Here is an 18,689-nt window from a genome sequence, read left to right as displayed (position 1 = left end):
CATGTCGAGAAAAGATCCAAATCGACTAACAGGCAGACAAAAAGCAGCAATCCTAATGATTTCCTTAGGGCTAGACGTGTCAGCATCTGTATACAAACATCTGTCTGAAGACGAAATAGAAAAATTAACATTAGAAATTTCCAATGTACGAAGTGTAGATACTGCTAAAAAAGATGAAATCATCGAAGAGTTTCACAGCATTGCCATCGCGCAGGACTACATATCGCAGGGCGGTCTTTTGTACGCAAGACAAGTGCTTGAAAAAGCGCTTGGTGAGGACAAAGCGGACAGTATCTTAAACCGGTTAACCTCCTCTCTTCAAGTAAAACCATTTGATTTTGCTCGAAAGGCTGAACCAGAACAAATTTTAAACTTTATCCAGCATGAGCATCCACAAACGATTGCGCTCATCCTTTCCTACCTGGATCCAGTGCAGGCTGGGCAAATTTTATCTGAGTTAGGCGAGGAAGTACAAACTGAGGTTGCAAGACGTATTGCCTTAATGGACCGCACATCTCCAGAGATCATCAATGAGGTGGAACGCATTCTTGAACAAAAGCTGTCTTCAACCTTTACGCAAGACTACACGCAAACAGGCGGAGTCGAAGCGGTTGTGGAAGTGCTAAATGGTGTAGACCGTGCTACGGAGAAGACCATATTAGACACACTTGAAATTCAAGATCCTGAACTTGCTGATGAAATTAAGAAACGTATGTTTGTCTTTGAAGATATTGTCACTCTTGACAGCAGAGCGATTCAGCGTGTCATCAGAGATGTTGAAAATGATGACTTATTGCTCGCACTCAAAGTGGCAAGCGAAGAGGTCAAAGAAATTGTCTTCCGCAACATGTCACAGCGGATGGTCGAAACATTCAAGGAAGAAATGGAGTTTATGGGGCCTGTCCGGCTTAGAGATGTCGAGGAAGCACAAACCCGTATTGTCAGCATCGTAAGACGACTTGAGGAAGCTGGAGAAATCGTCATAGCTCGAGGCGGAGGAGACGATATCATTGTCTAGGATTATCAAACATGAAACATCTGTTATTCCTGAACAAGGACGGCAAACGATTCCTTTACAGCAAGTGGAGTTTAAAAGAGAACATCACGAAGAAGAGCTTGTCAATGAAACCGAAGCATCACAGCTTGTACTTAGTGATGCAGAAGATCAGGCGAGCCGCATATTAGAACAAGCAAACAGTGAGCTGGAAAAAACAATGGCTGAAATCAATCAGCGCAGAACTGATTTTGAAGAAGAAAGAATACAGCTCATTGAAGAAGCGAAACAAGCAGGTTATCAAGACGGCTTTCAAAAGGGCGAAGCAGATGCGAATTTGCAGTACCAAGCTATTCTTGATCAAGCAAATGACATCGCCGGTCTTGCAAGGCAGGACTACGAAGAAAAAATTGAAAGCTCTGCTGAGCAAATTGTGGAACTTGCTTTTGAACTCGCTAAACGCGTTTGGAATGCAGCTGAGGAGACGAAAGATCAATTTTTGGCTCTTGTGAAGCAGGTCATTTCAGAAGTGAAAGAATATAACGATATTTCCATCTATGTTGACCCTGAACATTACGAGCATGTGATGGAATATAAAGACGAATTGATTAGAATCCTTCAAAAGGATACACATCTTGCCATTTACTCGGATGAAAAAGCGCCAAAAGGAACTTGTTACGTAGAAACAAGTTTTGGAAAAGTGGAAGCGAGTGTTGATACCCAATTGAATCAGCTGAAAGAAAAATTATTAGAAGTCATTGATTCAGGTGATCACAAATGAAAATGGATGTGTTAAAAGAAACGATTGAAACCGCTGATCCTTATAAACGATTTGGAAAAGTCAACCGAGTGGTTGGGCTGATGATTGAATCTAAGGGGCCGGAGAGTTCGATCGGTGACGTGTGCCTCATTCATAAAAAAGGGAGCAAGCACCATCCGATAAAAGCAGAGGTCGTAGGGTTTAGAGATGAAAACATTCTGCTCATGCCTTATGTAGAAGCATCCAATATTTCACCAGGAAGTCTTGTGGAAGCGACGGGTGAGTCGCTGAAGGTCAAAGTAGGGACTGGATTAATTGGTGAAGTCGTTGATGCCTTCGGTGATCCGCTTGATGGCAGTATGCTTCCGAAAGGACTTGCACCTGTTTCGACAGATCAATCACCCCCAAATCCGATGGACAGACCGCCTATTCGAGAAAAGATGGGTGTCGGCGTTAGAGTCATTGATAGTCTGCTCACAGTTGGCACTGGTCAAAGGATCGGGATTTTTGCCGGAAGTGGTGTTGGAAAAAGTACCTTAATGGGGATGATTGCAAAGCAGACAGAAGCAGACCTCAATGTGATTGCCCTTGTTGGAGAGCGTGGCCGTGAAGTTCGTGAGTTTATTGAAAAGGATTTAGGTGCTGAAGGACTGAAGCGATCAATTGTTGTCGTCGCAACTTCTGACCAGCCTGCTCTGACGAGACTGAAAGCTGCCTATACTGCAACAGCCATTGCGGAATATTTCAGAGACAGAGGCAAAAATGTCATGTTCATGATGGATTCTGTTACGAGGGTTGCCATGGCGCAAAGGGAAATAGGTCTTGCAACTGGCGAGCCGCCAACAACAAAAGGATATACACCATCAGTGTTCGCTATACTGCCAAAATTGCTCGAACGAACTGGGACAAATCAGCTTGGTTCGATCACAGCGTTTTACACAGTTCTTGTTGATGGGGACGATATGAATGAACCGATCGCTGATACAGTGAGGGGGATCCTGGATGGCCACATTGTACTTGATCGTGCTTTAGCCAACAAAGGACAATTTCCCGCTGTTAATATTTTGAAAAGTATCAGCCGTGTCATGAGCAATATCGCAAGTCATGATCACAAGGAAGCGGCTAACCGGTTCCGCCAGCTTTTATCCACTTATCAAAACGCTGAAGACCTCATTAATATTGGAGCGTATAAAAAAGGCTCCTCCAAAGATATTGATGAGGCCATGCAGGCTTACCCTCATCTGATTTCATTTTTGAAGCAGGATGTAGATGAGGCTGTATCTATTGAAGACAGTGTGAGTTTATTGCTCAGTTTGATGAATAGAGAGGATTGACAAAAACAGTGAGATATCAATACAAATTTCAAAAGCTCTTAGAACTGAAAGAAAGTGAAAAAGACAAGTCACTTGCAGCGTACCAACAATCCGTTTCGGCATTTGAGCAAGTCGCTGAAAAACTCTATGAAAATATGAGTAAAAAAGAGCTAATGGAAAAAAGCAAAGAAGAAAAGCTGAAAAGTGGAATGAGTGTTCAAGAAATGCGTCATTACCAGCAATTTGTGACCAACTTAGATAACACCATTCAGCATTATCAGCAGCTTGTGATCATGAAACGTCATCAAATGAATGAAAAACAATCTGATTTAACTGAAAAAAACATTGAGTTTAAAAAGTTTGAAAAAATGAAAGAAAAGCAATTTGAAAAGTTTTCCCTTGAACATAAGGCAATTGAAATGAAAGAAATGGATGATATCTCTATCAGCCAATTCATGTTTCAAGGACATTAGGAGTCGAGATGAATGCCTAAGAAGGAAAAAACAAAGGAATCAGGCGGCGGGAAATTTCAATGGATCTTGTTTATTGTCATCATCCCATTGATTGTGCTTGTGATTGTCACTGGCACGATCCTTTATATGGCAGGTTTTGATCTAAAAAAACCGCTCCAAAACATTCCGGTGATCAGCAGCTTAGTTGGTTCAGATGACACCTCAAAAACGTCATCTTCACCTAATGATCAAAGTGATGCAGAGTTGAAAGAACTGAAAAAGACCATTAAAGAGCAAAAAAATGAGCTCGAAATTGCACAAAAAGATTTAAAAACAAGTGATGAAGAGATTAAAAGACTGAATCAAAAAATCAACTCACTTGAAAAAACATCTGAAAATGATGCAAAGAATACGCCAGCCAATGACAGTTCATCGAATAATAGCTCATCAAATAATACGTCAGGTAATAACTCGGCAGCGGAGTCCTCTGATGCAGCGGCATCCTCTAATCAGCAGACAAAAGGAAAGATCGCCAGCATTTATGAAAGCATGGACCCAGGGAAATCCGCCAAAATTTTATCAGAACTAAGTGATAAAGAGGCGTTAAAAATCCTTGAAGAGCTGAGCAAAAATAAACTGACAGACATTTTAGCAAAATTGACACCTCAGAAGGCAGCAACTTTTACAAAAGAGCTTGCCAAAAAAGAAGAACGTGAAAATGGGGGTGGACAATAAGTGAAGCTATTGGATATTGCAGCCTTACAGCAATCTTCTCAAGGTCTCTCGGGAACAAAGGGAGGCGGCGCGGCAACTGCCAGCGGTTTGTTTAAACAATTACTTAGCGGAGCAGGCGCCCAAAGCGGTCCTGTTCATGCTGAGACAGCCGCTGCTGCCTCTCTTTCTATCAATGATGCGATGCAGATCATTGAAAAATGGATGCAATCACCTGAAGAAGGAATGAGCGCAGACCTACTAAGTGCGCTTCAAACACTACAAGGTCAAACACTTGAAGCAACTGATCTCAAGTCACTTGAAGAATTATTTCAAAAAATGGAGTCTTCCATATACGGTGATCAAGCTGAAAAGCCAGGTTCTGAACATAGTGAACAACTCATACAAGTCCACTTTTTCATCTATCAATTGCTTAATCAACAGCCGCTCAGCTTTGATGCGAAACTTGTGCAGGATATTGAAGGAAAAGGTCAAGACTTCATCGACTTTCTTTCGAAAAACGGGGTAGATGAGAAACTCATTCAGCAAGTAAAAGAGCAGTTCTTCTCGCAGGGTTCAGCACCAAAGCTGAATTCGATGACTCAAAGTGAGCTAAAGCACTTTAATCAGTTAATCGATCATATGATGGCGAGTGCGAAAGGATCTGACAAAGAGTGGAAAATTTCATTAGGAGAGTTGAAGGAACTGGTCTCTCCAAAACAAGAATCTACTCTCGCTTCTCCGGCAAAAGGGAATGCATCTCTTGAGTGGCTCATCAAAAAAGAAGTCGTGAAAGGACAAAGCACTGCTGCGCCAGCTTCTGAAAAAATAATGACCCACTCGCTTCTGCCAGGTCATAAGCAGTTTTTCCATCTGCAGTCAGCGGCTCCTGTTCAGCAGACACAAACGACTGATGAAAAGCCAGGAACAGTTGATCAGCAAATTCTAAACACGTGGAAGCAAATGAAATTCACGCCGTTTGGCAATTCAAGCGGACGGTTTACCGTTCGATTAAATCCTGAAAATCTTGGATTTATTACCATTCAGCTAACGAAACAAAACGGTATGTATGCGAGTAAAATTACTGCCTCGACGCAAGCAGCAAAAGAGCTGTTAGAGCATCACCTTCCGCAGCTCAAGCAGGCGCTTCCGAATATGTCGGTTCAAGTGGACCGTTTCCATATACCGCTTCAATCAAATGAGCAGCCGTTATTTGGACAGTTTAGTGAAGAAAACAAGCAGCAGCAGCCAAAAGGACAAAATTTCCAGCAGACTGATGAACAGGAAGCAGAATTCCAAGATGTTCTGGATGCTCTTGTTGGGTCAGATGAAGAAGAGGAGGAGATTTAATGGCAACAGTTGATGCTACGAATAGAACAGCCGCACAAACAGACACTTCTTCAAAAGCAGAAAAGAAAACAGATACGCTCGGCAAAGATCAATTCTTGAAAATTTTGCTCACACAGCTTCAAAACCAAGATCCGACAAATCCGCTTGATGACCGTGAGTTTGTCACGCAGCTTGCCACTTTTTCATCTTTAGAACAGCAAACCAATATGAACGATTCGATCACTAAGCTGAATCAGCTCATGTCTACATTTGTTGCACACCAAGATCCGTTTACGACGTATGTAGGCTGGATTGGTAAAGAAGTATCGGGCAAGCTGGGTGATAAAGAGATATCGGGCACTGTGAAGTCTGTTAAAAACATAGACAATGAATACTTGCTTATTTTGGAAGATGGAACGAAAATCAGCCCTTGGGACGTTACAGCAGTTGGAGAAAAAACGAAGTAATTCGAGGAGGAAAATAAATGTTACGCTCACTTTACTCAGGAATTAGCGGAATGAAAAACTTCCAAACAAAATTAGATGTGGTAGCCAATAACGTAGCCAACGTCAATACACACGGATACAAAAAAAGCCGTATCACGTTTAAAGATATGGTCAGTCAGACAATTGCAAGCTCTGGTGGACCAACAAACAACTCTGGTTCAATCAACTCAAAACAAGTTGGTTTAGGCTCAGCTTTATCTTCTATTGATAAAGTTATGTCAGCGGGATCTTCTCAAAATACAGATGAACCTTACGACTTCTATATCAATGGAGATGGATTTTTCCGTATTGAAAGTCAAGGAGAAGTTCTTTATACAAGAACAGGGAACTTTAGACGTGATTCAGAGGGGAATTTAACCACTACTGATGGAAATTACCTTCTTGGAATGGATGGACAAAAGATAACGATTCCAGATGGCATTTCAAGTGTCAGTGTTGGTCCAGATGGAACCATTTCGGTTGTTGAAAACAACGTATCTAGAAATGTTGGACAGATTTCACTCGTATCTTTTAGTAACGCAGCAGGATTAGACAAAGTTGGCGACAACCTTTACCGCCAAACGTTAAGCTCAGGTGCACCAAGTAACCCTATCGTACCTGGTGAACAAGGAACTGGCGTGATCCAAACAGGGAAACTTGAAATGTCAAACGTTGATTTAACAGACGAGTTTACCGAAATGATTATCGCGCAGCGCGGATTCCAATCGAATGCAAAGACTATCACAACTTCTGATGAAATTCTGCAAGAGCTTGTGAATCTGAAACGATAGGAGGTAGGGGGAGCGGATGATCGCTTCTCTGCTTAATATGATTGAAGTGACAAGATTAAATGGCAAAGGATTTATGCTGAACGCTCTCCATATCGAGCAAATCGAAAGTTTTCCAGACACGACCATTACTTTGGCCAATGGAAAGAAATTCGTTGTGAAAGAAGATGAAGAGCAGCTTCAAGAGAAAATCATTTCTTTCTACAGAAAAATCCAAGTCATTTCATTGAATCAAGGAATAGAGGAATTTGAATGAAGAAGAAATTAGTCGTAGTAATGCTAATCATGATTATTGCCATCGTCGGAATTGGAGCAGGCATCTTTTTTCTGCTGAATGGGTCAGACGAAGCAAAAGCTGAAAAAGAGCCAACAGCAGATGAAGTCGTAAAAGCTTCTGTTGAAATTCCTGAGATTATCACCAATTTAAAATCTGAAGGAAATGCTGTCAAACTTGTCCTGAATATTGAAACGGACTCTGAAAAAGCAAAATCAGAGCTTGAGAAAAGAAGTTTCCAAGTAAAAGATGCTGTAATCGACATTTTATCAGACACGAATGCAGATGAACTTGATGGCAAAAAAGGCAGAGAACATTTTAAAACACAAGTCAAAAACAAAGTGAATAACTATTTGCAAGATGGCAAGGTGAAAGAAGTATATATAACCTCCTTTAATCTGCAATAGAGGCGATTAATTAACGCGACGGAGGTGAAGAAATGTCAGGAGAAGTGCTTTCCCAGAATGAGATCGACGCATTATTATCCGCCATCTCAACAGGCGAAATGGATGCAGAAGAGCTGAAAAAAGAAGAAACGACGAAAAAAGTGAAAGTGTATGACTTTAAACGTGCACTGCGCTTTTCAAAAGACCAGATTCGAAGTTTAACAAGGATTCATGATAACTTCGCTAGACTGCTCACCACTCACTTTTCAGCGCAGCTAAGATCATATATTCAAATTACTGTCAGCTCGGTTGACCAAGTACCATACGAAGAATTTATTCGTTCGATTCCTAATATGACATTATTAAACTTATTTTATGTCAGCCCGCTTGAAGGAAGAATCATGCTTGAAGTGAACCCAACAATCGGCTATGCGATGATGGACAGGCTGATGGGCGGGATTGGCATTAGTCATAATAAGACAGAATCACTTACAGAAATCGAAACAAAGATTATCTCAAACATGTTTGAGGGAGCTTTGGAAAATTACAGAGAAGCGTGGCAGTCCATAACCGACATCGAGCCTGAAATGGCAGATTTCGAGGTAAATCCCCAGTTTGTTCAAATGGTGTCACCAAACGAAACAGTTGTCGTCATTTCTCTTAATACACAGATTGGCGAGGTAAGCGGGGTTATTAACCTTTGTATTCCTCACGTTGTATTAGAGCCTATTATTCCGAAGCTGTCTGTACACTACTGGATGCAGTCTGAACGAAATGAACCAAAACAGCAAGAGACAAAGGCCATTGAAAAACGGATTATGAAGGCAAAAATACCGGTAGTCGCAGAGCTGGGACAATCGGAAATGACGGTGGAAGAGTTTTTGAATTTGGAAATTGGTGATTGTATTGCCTTGGACAAACCAGTAAATGCGCCTCTTACTGTTATGGTCGGAAATAAACCGAAATTCTTGGGACAGGCCGGCCGCGTGAATCGGAAACAGGCGATTCAAATTCTAGATCACGACATAAGAGGTGAAGAAGATGGAGAATAACGGAAGTAAATTATCACAAGACGAAATCGATGCGCTCCTTAAAGGAGGCAGCAATGACGATATAGAGCCTGATACAATCCTTTCTGCAATGGAGCAAGATGCCATTGGAGAAATCGGTAATATTTCATTTGGCAGCTCTGCAACAGCACTTTCAACCCTATTAAATCAAAAAGTGGAGATTACAACTCCAACGGTTACAGTGATTCAAAAAAGTAAGCTGAATGAGGAATTTCCTCATCCGTATGTCGCTATTGAAGTGAATTATACAGAGGGCTTCAGCGCAAGTAACCTGCTTGTTATCCAGCAAACAGATGCAGCAGTCATTGCGGACTTAATGATGGGCGGAGACGGGACAAATGCTGACCCTTCTTTAAGCGAAATTCATTTAAGTGCAGTGCAAGAAGCGATGAACCAAATGATGGGTTCTGCTGCGACGTCTATGTCGACAGTCTTTAATAAAAAGATTGATATTTCTCCGCCGCGCGTCGAATTACTTGATGTGAAAGAAGGAGAAGGGACAGACCGTATTCCAGCTGAAGAAATGCTTGTCAAAGTATCCTTCAGATTAACAATAGGTGAACTGATCGATTCAAATATTATGCAGCTTTATCCTATTACATTTGCGAAGGATTTAATCGCAGAATTAACAGTCCCTGCGAATGAAGAAGAGCCTGTTCAAGAAGCTCAAGTGAGCACACCTGAACCTCAGCTGGCAGCATCGCAAACGCAGTCTGCCCCAGCGCAGCAAGCAGCACCGCCGAAAAGACAGGCGAAGCCGGCAGCACCTGTAAATGTGGCGCCAGTCGAATTTGAAGCGTTCAGTGAGCCTCAGCATACAACAAGCCAGCTTGGAAATCTTGATATGCTGATGGACATTCCGCTTTCCATTACGGTGGAACTTGGAAGAACTCAGCGCAGTGTGAAAGAAGTTCTTGAGCTTTCAGCTGGAAGTATCATTGAACTGGACAAACTTGCTGGTGAGCCAGTAGACATTCTAGTTAACAAACGAATCGTCGCCAAAGGGGAAGTCGTTGTCATTGATGAGAACTTTGGTGTTCGTGTGACTGACATTTTAAGCCAGTCAGAAAGACTTTCTAATTTAAAATAAACAAACATACAGGGAGAGAATAAGTAAATGGCTACTAAGGTATTAATCGTAGATGATGCAGCATTCATGAGAATGATGATCAAGGATATTCTTGTAAAAAACGGATTTGATGTAGTAGGAGAAGCAGAAAACGGCGCACAAGCAGTTGAAAAATACAAAGAAACATCTCCTGATCTTGTCACAATGGATATCACAATGCCAGAAATGGACGGAATCACTGCACTAAAAGAAATTAAACAAATCGATGCTTCTGCAAAAATCATCATGTGTTCTGCAATGGGACAGCAGTCAATGGTTATTGACGCGATCCAAGCAGGCGCAAAAGACTTTATCGTGAAGCCATTCCAGGCAGACCGTGTACTTGAAGCAATTAATAAAACGTTAGGCTAAAAAAGGGTGTAAGATTTGTTGAAAAAACGTTTGATATGTATAGCAATGATCAGTTTTATGCTTTTCTTGACGATGCAGCCTGCCTCACTGTTTGCTGAAACGAAAGATCCTGAGAATGGCACAGTGAATGACTGGCTCAAAGATGAGAAAGAAAGCAAAAAGGATACAGAGAAGAAAACCACTGACAATCAAACGAATCCGGCAGAAGAAGTTCCCTCTTCTTCTGTCTCCATTATGGATTTTGTCAAAATGATTGGTGCCTTACTATTTGTCATCCTGCTTATTTATGGATTGGTGAGATTTGTTGGTAAGCAAAACCGCTTACTCAAACCATTTCGCTATGTTGAAAATATTGGCGGAACGACAGTCGGACAAAACCGTTCAGTCCAGCTGATTAAGGTGGGCAAACGAGTATTAGTTGTCGGCGTAGCAGATTCAATCCAGCTGCTAAAAGAAATTGATGATGAACAAGAATGTGAAGCAATCGTAAAACAATATGAAGAAGCGATGGAGAGTAAGACCGATTTACCAAAAATGGTTCAAAAATTCACATCGCAGGTAAAGAAACATGATCAGCCGACCACTTCTTCTTTTTCAGTCAATTTAAAGGCGCAGCTAGCCGAATTGAAAAAGACCCAATCAGAAGTCAGAAAGAAAGGCCCGAAACAAAATGAATGAGTTTATCGATTTATTTAATTCCAGCGGTGCAGGAAATATTAGCACATCTGTCCGTCTTCTATTACTTTTAACTGTATTTTCGGTTGCACCGGGCATTCTCATTTTAATGACGTGTTTTACACGGATTGTGATTGTTCTTTCATTTGTCAGAACATCACTTGCAACCAACTCAATGCCGCCAAACCAAGTGCTTGTTGGACTTGCTTTGTTTCTCACATTTTTTATCATGGCACCCACGTTCTCACAGATTAATAAAGAGGCGCTCACGCCGCTTTTAAATGATGACATCACGTTAAATCAGGCGTATGAAAAAGCCGAAGTGCCGATTAAAGAGTTTATGAGTAAACATACAAGACAGAAAGATTTGGCTTTATTTCTTAGCTACGCAAAAATGGATACACCTGAATCGATTAAAGATATTCCATTAACGGCGATGGTTCCCGCTTTTGCCATCTCAGAATTAAAGACGGCATTTCAAATTGGTTTTATGATCTTTATTCCATTTTTAATTATTGACATGGTGGTCGCAAGTGTTCTGATGTCAATGGGGATGATGATGCTTCCGCCGGTTATGATATCACTCCCTTTCAAAATATTGTTATTTGTTTTAGTCGATGGATGGTATTTGATAGTTAAATCTTTGCTGCAAAGCTTTTAGAGTAGGTGCTTAAAACATGAGTTCAGAATTTGTCATTACGATGGCTGAAAGATCAGTGTATGTAGTATTGCTTGTGAGTGGGCCGCTTCTAGCGCTCGCACTCATTGTGGGACTGATTGTCAGTGTGTTTCAGGCGACAACCCAAATTCAAGAACAGACGCTTGCGTTTATTCCTAAGATTGTTGCAGTACTCATTGGACTCGTTGTGTTTGGTCCATGGATGCTTTCAACAATCGTGTCCTTTACGACAGAGCTGTTCTCAAATTTAGATCGATTTGCAGGTTAACCAGCGATGTCAATCATAGAATTATTCCCTGCTTTTCTTTTAGTTTTTATTCGGATCACCGCTTTTTTTGTGACAGTACCGCTTTTAGCGCATAGAACGATCCCAGCTGTTCACAGAGTTGGATTCTCGCTATTTTTAGCTGTCATTAGTTTTAGCACCATAAAAGAACCACCATCACTTGACATCGACGGTCTTTATATGATGCTTGCGGTGAAAGAAGCAATGGTCGGTCTGCTGCTTGGGCTGATTGCATACATCATGGTGTCCGCTGTTCAAATTGCCGGCTCATTCATTGATTTTCAAATGGGTTTTGCGATTGCCAATATTATCGATCCGCAAACAGGGGCGCAGACGCCGCTGATGGGACAGTTTTTTTATACGGTCACATTGCTGTTGATGCTGGCAACAAACGCACATCACCTGCTGCTTGATGGAATCTATTACAGCTTTCAATATATTGCGGTTGATCAATACGCGCTGAATTTCGGCAGTGAATCCTTTGCTTACTTTATCGCAAAGAGCTTCAACCAAATGTTTATCATTGCCTTTCAAATCTCGGCACCTGTAGTGGCAAGTCTGTTTTTAGTCGATTTGGCACTGGGGATTGTGGCACGTACAGTTCCACAAATGAACGTATTTGTGGTTGGACTTCCTATTAAAATGGGTGTGAGTTTTATTATGATCATCATCTGTATGGGCGTCATCTTCGGTGTTGTCCAAAATACATTTGAAACGATTGTACTCACCATGAGGAATTTCTTAGCATTGGTCGGTGGTTCGTCATGATGACAAGGCTTAGACTAGACTTGCAATTTTTCGCAGGTGAAAAAACAGAAAAAGCAACGCCGAAAAAAAGACGGGATTCACGTAAAAAAGGACAGGTTGCCAAAAGTACCGACGTCAATACAGCCATCTCATTTCTATTAATCTTTTTATCATTCTTTTTTATTGGGCCTTTTATGAAAGAGCGGATTATCGCGCTCATTGAACGTTTTTATTCAACAACCATGCTAATGAAGGTTAGCACATCTAATATTCATCAATTATTCTTGGAATTGCTTCAGGAAACAGGGATCCTCCTTATGCCAATCCTTGGTGTTGGTATGCTGGCAGGCGTTCTCAGTAACTATTTACAAGTCGGCTTTCTCTTTTCGACAGAAGTGATTCAACCGAAATTAGAAAAGCTTGACCCAATCAAAGGGTTTAAACGGATATACAGTATTCGAGCCCTCGTAGAGCTATTAAAATCTATTTTGAAAATTGGCTTTGTTGGCTTTGCGACATTTATTGCTCTTTGGATGCACTTTGATGAAATTCTGCGGCTTCCTTTATTAACAGCAGAGGAAACCCTTCATTTCGTCGCAAATATGACCTTGATTATGGGGTTGTATGCTGCTGGTGCTCTTCTGATCTTGGCAGGGCTTGATTATATGTATCAGAAATTTGATTATGAAAAAAACTTGCGGATGTCTAAACAAGACATCAAAGATGAGTATAAAAAATCTGAGGGTGACCCGCTCATCAAATCGAAGATTAAACAGCGTCAGCGGGAAATGGCCATGAGACGGATGATGCAGGAAGTCCCAAAAGCGGACGTCATCATTACAAACCCAACCCACTATGCCATTGCTTTAAAGTATGACGAAGAAAAAATGGACGCGCCCTATGTTGTAGCAAAGGGAACGGATATTTTGGCTTTGAAAATTAGAACGATTGCGAAAGAACATGATGTCATGACTGTAGAGAACAGGCCGCTTGCCCGCGCGCTCTATGATCAGGTCGACATCGACCAAGCGGTGCCAGAAGAATACTTTAAGGCCATCGCAGAAATTTTAGCTTACGTCTATAAAACGAAACAAAAGATTTTATGAATTTTTGGTTTTAAAAGGAGAGAACAGGCATGTCAGCAAGAGATTTATCTGTTTTATTCAGTGTTATTTTAATTGTGGCGATGCTGGTCATACCGTTTCCGCCCGTTTTATTAAGTATTTTAATCATTATTAATATTTCTCTTGCGCTTATCGTGCTTCTCACCACAATGAACATGCAAGAACCACTGCAATTTTCAATTTTTCCATCATTGCTTTTGCTCTTAACGCTGTTTCGTTTAGGGCTTAACATCTCTACAACACGTTCTATTCTTTCAACAGGAGATGCTGGGAAAGTTGTTGAAACGTTCGGTTCATTTGTTGTTGGAGGAAATATCCTCGTTGGTCTTGTTGTTTTCCTTATCCTGATCATCATTCAGTTTATTGTTATCACAAAAGGGGCAGAGCGTGTATCAGAGGTTGCGGCAAGATTTACACTCGATGCGATGCCAGGTAAACAAATGAGTATTGACGCAGATTTAAATGCAGGAATGCTGACAGAAAGTGAAGCAAGAAATCGCCGTGAAAAAGTAGCGAGAGAAGCAGACTTTTATGGAGCGATGGATGGTGCCAGTAAGTTCGTAAAAGGGGACGCCATCGCAGGTATTATCATCGTCATCATCAATATTATATTTGGAATCATTATCGGGATGCTTCAGCAAGGCATGTCGATTCAAGAATCAGCTTCCCACTTTACCCTATTAACGGTAGGAGACGGAATCGTTTCGCAAATTCCGGCACTCCTCATTTCAACGGCGACAGGGATTGTTGTTACTAGAGCAGCTTCTAATGGAAACCTTGGGTCAGACATTACAGGTCAGCTCTTCGCATTCCCAGCCATGCTTTATGTGACAGCGGGCACGATCTTCCTTCTTGGGCTGTTTACACCTATCGGCATACTTTTAACAGGGCCTATCGCAGGTTTACTTGCACTTGGCGCATACATGATGTCGAAAAACAAACAAGACCAAGAAGAAATTGAAGAGGTACTGGAGGAACAGGCAGAGGTAGAAGAGATGAAAAGTCCAGAAAGCGTTATTCATCTTCTGCAAATGGATGCCATTGAATTTGAATTTGGCTACGGCCTCATCCCGCTCGCTGATGCAAACCAGGGCGGTGACCTGTTAGACCGAATTGTGATGATCCGAAGGCAGCTTGCCCTCGAACTGGGTCTTGTCATTCCAGTCGTCCGGATCCGGGACAATATTGCACTGAACCCAAATGAATACCGATTGAAAATTAAAGGGAACGAAGTAGCAAAAGGGGAGCTGCTGCTTGATCACTACTTAGCGATGTCCCCAACGCCTGATGATGATCCAATTGAAGGGATTGAAACAATCGAACCATCCTTTGGACTGCCGGCTAAATGGATATCCGAAGCAGAAAAAGATCAGGCTGAGATGCTAGGCTATACGGTTGTGGACCCAGCATCTGTCGTGTCTACTCACATCACAGAGAAGATTAGACAAAACACACACGAACTGCTCGGACGCCAAGAAACGAAGCAATTAATCGATCATCTGAAAGAAAGTTATCCTGTCTTAGTGGATGAGGTAACGCCAAATCCGCTGGCAGTCGGTGATATTCAAAAAGTACTGGCGAAGCTGCTGAAAGAAAAGGTCTCTATCCGAAACCTTGTCACCATTTTTGAGACGCTTGCAGACTACGGAAAATTAACGACTGATACAGATTTATTAACAGAGTATGTCAGACAGGCGCTGGCAAGACAGATTACCGCACAGTATGCAAGAGAAGATGAATCACTCAAAGTCGTGACATGTTCAGGCCGAGTAGAAAAGGTGATTGCAGACAGCGTTCAGCAGACAGAGCATGGCAACTACTTATCGTTAGATCCAGAATCCTCTGAAAGTGTGATTCAATCAGTGGCGAGAGAAATTGAACAGCTTTCGCTTCGTCAGGAAACGCCGGTTCTATTATGCTCACCTCCTATAAGAATGTACGTGAAGCAGTTGTTAGAAAGATATTTCCCAGATTTACCGGTACTATCTTATAACGAACTAGAAGCGAATGTGGAAGTACAGAGCATCGGAGTGGTGGATATCTAATGAAAATGAAAAAAATCACAGCAAATTCTATGCAGGAGGCAACGATTCAAATCAGGCAGCAGCTTGGGAAAGATGCCGTTATTTTAAATTCCAAAACCGTTGTCAAACGCAAACTGTTCGGTTTGAAGAAACAGCAAATGGTCGAAGTGATTGCAGTGCTGGATCAAGATTTCGAGGAAAGGGCTGGTAAAGGGTTAAACCCTGCGCCTCCTCTTCCAGTGTTACCAAAAAAGGAACAAGTTCAAAAGCAGCCCGAAGAGCCATCCTTTGCTCCCAAAGCGGCGAAACCAGCGCCTACTCATACTCAGCCTTTAGAATATGTGAGGAATGAACGGCATGCTGGTATTCTGCCTGAACCTCTCATAGCAATCGATCAAAAGCTAAAGGATCAAGGTCTTGATGATGCCATTCGAGACGAATGCCTGAAGGGTCTTTTAACAAAGGGCGCGGTTAAAGAAGATCACATAGAAAAAGAACTTGAACAACTGCTGACAGATATGCTGCCAGCTAAAACCTCTGATGAGCCGATGATTTCTTCAAAATACATTGTACTGTTCGGTTCAACTGGAGCTGGTAAAACGACAACGATTGCAAAGCTGGCTGCTAAAACGGCCATTCAGCAGCAAAAAAAGATCGCTTTTATTACAACCGATACGTACCGGATTGCAGCGATTGAACAGCTGAAAACATATGCTGAACTGCTGAATGCACCGCTTGAGGTTTGTTATTCGAGAGAGGATTTTGTAAAAGCTCAAGAGACCTTTAAAGAGTATGATCATATTTTCATCGATACAGCAGGCCGTAACTTTAAAGAAGAAGCGTATATCAAAGAGCTGACCGACATTATTCCATTTGATGAGAGCATTCAAAGTTTTCTCGTGATGAGTGCTACATCGAAGTATCAAGACATGAAAGCCATGGTCAAGCGCTTTGAACACGTTCCAATCAATCAATTCATTTTTACAAAAGTAGATGAAACGGACACGATGGGAACCATTTTTCAAATCATTGCTGACTCTCAAATCAAACTTGGTTTTTTAACAAATGGCCAAAATGTCCCTGAAGATATTCTTGAAGGTTCTCCTCGTGAACTTACAAGGATGGTTTTACAATCATGAAGCCCGACCAAGCAGAAGGGCTAAGAAAACTAGTTCAGCAGAGTCAAATGATCACACCGGCTCCTCTTAACGTCAGCGGACAGGCAAAAACCATTGCTGTTATGAGCGGCAAAGGCGGGGTAGGTAAATCGAATTTGACACTGAATATGGCACTGTCTATCGCAAGCACAGGCAAAAGAGTGTTAGTAATCGATCTTGATTTTGGGATGGGGAATATTGATATTTTACTAGGGAAAACATCGACTAGCTCTATATTAGATGTTCTCGTTAGAAAAAAATCCTTCCAAGCAGCTATGACAAAAGGAACGGATAACCTATATTACATTTCTGGCGGAAGCGGCCTTGAACAGCTGTTTTCTTTAGATAAAGATCAATGGTCGTTCTTTTTGGAAGAGATGGAAAAAATGATGCAGGGCTTCGATTGTATATTCTTTGATATGGGTGCCGGGCTGTCAAAAGATCAGCTGCCATTTGTCTTATCAGCAGGAGAAGTAGTCGTTGTGACTACGCCAGAGCCAACATCCATCATGGATGCCTACAGCGCAATTAAACACTTAGCCATTCATCAGTTTGAACGGTCTGTGCAAATCATTGTCAACCGGTGTAAAACCCCGTCAGAAGGGGCTGAAACCTACCGGAAATTAGCAGGAGTGGTCACAAGTTTTCTTCACAGAAAACTTGTATTCGCTGGCGCTGTGCCTGATGATCCTGCGGTTCCTAAAGCAGTATCAGAACAAATTCCATTTTATATGAAGCAGCCTCATTCAAGGCTGAGTAAAACCATTAAGATGCTGGCAGAAACACTATATCATCAGCAGATAAGAGAGGCACGGAGAGAACAGCATACGTTTATAGATAAGTTGTCCTCTTTTTTTAAAAGGAGGAAGGTGGACTCATGATTAGAGTGCTAGTAGTAGATGACTCGGCCTTTATGAGAAAACTCATTAGTGATTTTCTAAGTGCTGAGCAAGAAATTGAAGTCGTCGGAACGGCGCGAAATGGGGAAGATGCCTTAAAACGGATCAAGGAACTGAATCCAGATGTTGTCACATTAGATGTGGAAATGCCTGTTTTAAATGGAACAGAAGCATTAAAACAAATTCTGGCTGAACACGACCTTGCCGTAATTATGGTGTCAAGCCAGACAAAGCAAGGAAAAGATTTAACCATCCATTGCTTAGAACTCGGTGCTTTCGACTTTGTGACAAAACCTTCGGGAAGTATTTCGCTCGATTTGCACAAAGTGAGAGGGCAAATTGTAGAGCGGGTACTTGCGGCAGGACTGTCAAGGAAACGCACTGAAGAGAAGGTGTCTCCTAAGCCGGTGATAAAGCCGCCAAGTCCAGTGGCTGCACCCCGTCTGCAAACAGTAAAAGGCGCCTCACTCCGAAAGATTATTTCTATTGGAACATCTACAGGAGGGCCAAGGGCACTTCAACGAGTCGTAACGAAGCTGCCTAAGGACATAGAGGCACCTATATTGATTGTGCAGCATATGCCGGCAGGATTTACGGCATCACTTGCTGCTAGGTTAGACCATTTATCACAAATTACGATTAAAGAAGCGCAAGATGGAGACATCGCGAAAAATGGAGTGGCTTACATAGCTCCTGGTGGAATGAATATGTCACTTCATGACCAAGGGGGATCACTTGTTATCAGGCTGTCCCCTGAAGACACGGAAAGCCGGCACAAACCATCTGTTAACTATTTATTTGAATCCATCAGCAATATAAAGGGTTACGAGAAAATCGCTGTCATTATGACAGGCATGGGCAGTGACGGTACGGAAGGTGTCAAAAAAATGGTCGCAAGCGGTCATACGAAAGTCATTGCAGAAAAAGAAGAATCATGTGTTGTTTTCGGAATGCCTAAATCAGTCATTAAAGCAGGCCTTGCACATGAAACAAGGCATGTGGATGACATCGCACATGCAATTATAAGCTCCATGAAAAAAGAGAGGGCGTGAACAC

General features: G+C 41.9%; 22 protein-coding genes. All 22 read left to right on the top strand.

Translation table 11 applies throughout. The features are described 5' to 3' along the window. Nucleotide 1: 1 nt before the first annotated feature. The 22 genes from fliG to AMR95_RS04325 are packed head-to-tail and all read left to right on the top strand — an operon-like array spanning nt 2 to nt 18,685. Nucleotides 2-1,018, top strand: a complete 1,017-nt coding sequence (gene fliG, locus AMR95_RS04430; RefSeq protein WP_058837706.1) for a flagellar motor switch protein FliG — start codon at nt 2-4, stop codon at nt 1,016-1,018. Continuing rightward, on the top strand, nt 1,011-1,775 hold the full coding sequence (gene fliH / locus AMR95_RS04425; RefSeq protein WP_058837705.1) for a flagellar assembly protein FliH: 765 nt from the start codon (nt 1,011-1,013) through the stop codon (nt 1,773-1,775). Before fliG ends, fliH begins: the two co-directional genes overlap by 8 nt. Then, nucleotides 1,772-3,088, top strand: coding sequence for a flagellar protein export ATPase FliI (fliI, locus tag AMR95_RS04420; protein ID WP_047202160.1), 1,317 nt, complete (start codon nt 1,772-1,774; stop codon nt 3,086-3,088). The genes fliH and fliI overlap by 4 nt, the downstream gene beginning before the upstream one ends. An 8-nt stretch (nt 3,089-3,096) precedes the next feature. After that, nucleotides 3,097-3,540 (top strand): flagellar export protein FliJ, encoded by a 444-nt coding sequence (gene fliJ, locus AMR95_RS04415; protein WP_058837796.1) that lies wholly within the window; start codon nt 3,097-3,099, stop codon nt 3,538-3,540. Between the two features lie 12 nt (nt 3,541-3,552). Next, nucleotides 3,553-4,254: a MotE family protein gene (locus tag AMR95_RS04410; protein WP_058837704.1), complete on the top strand. Its 702-nt coding sequence runs from the start codon at nt 3,553-3,555 to the stop codon at nt 4,252-4,254. Beyond that, nucleotides 4,255-5,580, top strand: a complete 1,326-nt coding sequence (fliK, locus tag AMR95_RS04405; RefSeq protein ID WP_058837703.1) for a flagellar hook-length control protein FliK — start codon at nt 4,255-4,257, stop codon at nt 5,578-5,580. It abuts the gene before it with no gap. Further along, on the top strand, nt 5,580-6,026 hold the full coding sequence (gene flgD / locus AMR95_RS04400) for a flagellar hook assembly protein FlgD (RefSeq protein ID WP_058837702.1): 447 nt from the start codon (nt 5,580-5,582) through the stop codon (nt 6,024-6,026). Before fliK ends, flgD begins: the two co-directional genes overlap by 1 nt. A gap of 17 nt (nt 6,027-6,043) precedes the next feature. Then, entirely contained in the window at nt 6,044-6,835 is a 792-nt protein-coding gene (gene flgG, locus AMR95_RS04395) for a flagellar basal body rod protein FlgG (protein ID WP_041084857.1), read from the top strand. A 37-nt stretch (nt 6,836-6,872) separates the two neighbouring features. Beyond that, entirely contained in the window at nt 6,873-7,088 is a 216-nt protein-coding gene (locus tag AMR95_RS04390; RefSeq protein ID WP_008344794.1) for a flagellar FlbD family protein, read from the top strand. Beyond that, the gene (gene fliL / locus AMR95_RS04385; RefSeq protein ID WP_024424168.1) at nt 7,085-7,513 is read left to right on the top strand and encodes a flagellar basal body-associated protein FliL; all 429 of its coding nucleotides are present in this window, start codon (nt 7,085-7,087) and stop codon (nt 7,511-7,513) included. Before AMR95_RS04390 ends, fliL begins: the two co-directional genes overlap by 4 nt. Nucleotides 7,514-7,545: 32 nt before the next feature. Continuing rightward, on the top strand, nt 7,546-8,544 hold the full coding sequence (fliM, locus tag AMR95_RS04380) for a flagellar motor switch protein FliM (protein WP_024424167.1): 999 nt from the start codon (nt 7,546-7,548) through the stop codon (nt 8,542-8,544). Beyond that, nucleotides 8,534-9,652, top strand: a complete 1,119-nt coding sequence (gene fliY / locus AMR95_RS04375) for a flagellar motor switch phosphatase FliY (RefSeq protein ID WP_058837701.1) — start codon at nt 8,534-8,536, stop codon at nt 9,650-9,652. The genes fliM and fliY overlap by 11 nt, the downstream gene beginning before the upstream one ends. A 27-nt stretch (nt 9,653-9,679) precedes the next feature. Further along, nucleotides 9,680-10,042, top strand: a complete 363-nt coding sequence (locus tag AMR95_RS04370; RefSeq protein ID WP_007499584.1) for a response regulator — start codon at nt 9,680-9,682, stop codon at nt 10,040-10,042. Nucleotides 10,043-10,060: 18 nt separating this feature from the next. Then, nucleotides 10,061-10,720 (top strand): flagella biosynthesis regulatory protein FliZ, encoded by a 660-nt coding sequence (gene fliZ / locus AMR95_RS04365; RefSeq protein WP_058837700.1) that lies wholly within the window; start codon nt 10,061-10,063, stop codon nt 10,718-10,720. After that, nucleotides 10,713-11,378, top strand: a complete 666-nt coding sequence (gene fliP, locus AMR95_RS04360; RefSeq protein ID WP_008354479.1) for a flagellar type III secretion system pore protein FliP — start codon at nt 10,713-10,715, stop codon at nt 11,376-11,378. The genes fliZ and fliP overlap by 8 nt, the downstream gene beginning before the upstream one ends. 16 nt (nt 11,379-11,394) lie before the next feature. Then, nucleotides 11,395-11,664, top strand: a complete 270-nt coding sequence (fliQ, locus tag AMR95_RS04355; protein ID WP_003211206.1) for a flagellar biosynthesis protein FliQ — start codon at nt 11,395-11,397, stop codon at nt 11,662-11,664. Nucleotides 11,665-11,670: 6 nt separating this feature from the next. Then, a complete protein-coding gene (gene fliR, locus AMR95_RS04350) occupies nt 11,671-12,450 on the top strand; it encodes a flagellar biosynthetic protein FliR (protein WP_039178551.1) in 780 nt (259 codons plus the stop codon). Then, nucleotides 12,447-13,535: a flagellar biosynthesis protein FlhB gene (gene flhB, locus AMR95_RS04345; protein WP_039178554.1), complete on the top strand. Its 1,089-nt coding sequence runs from the start codon at nt 12,447-12,449 to the stop codon at nt 13,533-13,535. The genes fliR and flhB overlap by 4 nt, the downstream gene beginning before the upstream one ends. Nucleotides 13,536-13,564: 29 nt before the next feature. After that, nucleotides 13,565-15,598: a flagellar biosynthesis protein FlhA gene (gene flhA, locus AMR95_RS04340; protein WP_039178556.1), complete on the top strand. Its 2,034-nt coding sequence runs from the start codon at nt 13,565-13,567 to the stop codon at nt 15,596-15,598. Continuing rightward, complete coding sequence (gene flhF / locus AMR95_RS04335) at nt 15,598-16,716, top strand: flagellar biosynthesis protein FlhF (RefSeq protein WP_058837699.1); 1,119 nt, start codon at nt 15,598-15,600, stop codon at nt 16,714-16,716. Before flhA ends, flhF begins: the two co-directional genes overlap by 1 nt. Continuing rightward, nucleotides 16,710-17,615 (top strand): MinD/ParA family protein, encoded by a 906-nt coding sequence (locus tag AMR95_RS04330; RefSeq protein ID WP_058837698.1) that lies wholly within the window; start codon nt 16,710-16,712, stop codon nt 17,613-17,615. Before flhF ends, AMR95_RS04330 begins: the two co-directional genes overlap by 7 nt. Continuing rightward, entirely contained in the window at nt 17,612-18,685 is a 1,074-nt protein-coding gene (locus AMR95_RS04325; protein ID WP_039178562.1) for a protein-glutamate methylesterase/protein-glutamine glutaminase, read from the top strand. The genes AMR95_RS04330 and AMR95_RS04325 overlap by 4 nt, the downstream gene beginning before the upstream one ends. Nucleotides 18,686-18,689 lie beyond the last annotated feature (4 nt).

This window comes from Bacillus sp. G1(2015b) (assembly GCF_001482475.1).
GTDB lineage: Bacteria > Bacillota > Bacilli > Bacillales > Bacillaceae > Bacillus > Bacillus safensis.
This window is presented reverse-complemented; position numbering and strand designations above follow the sequence as displayed.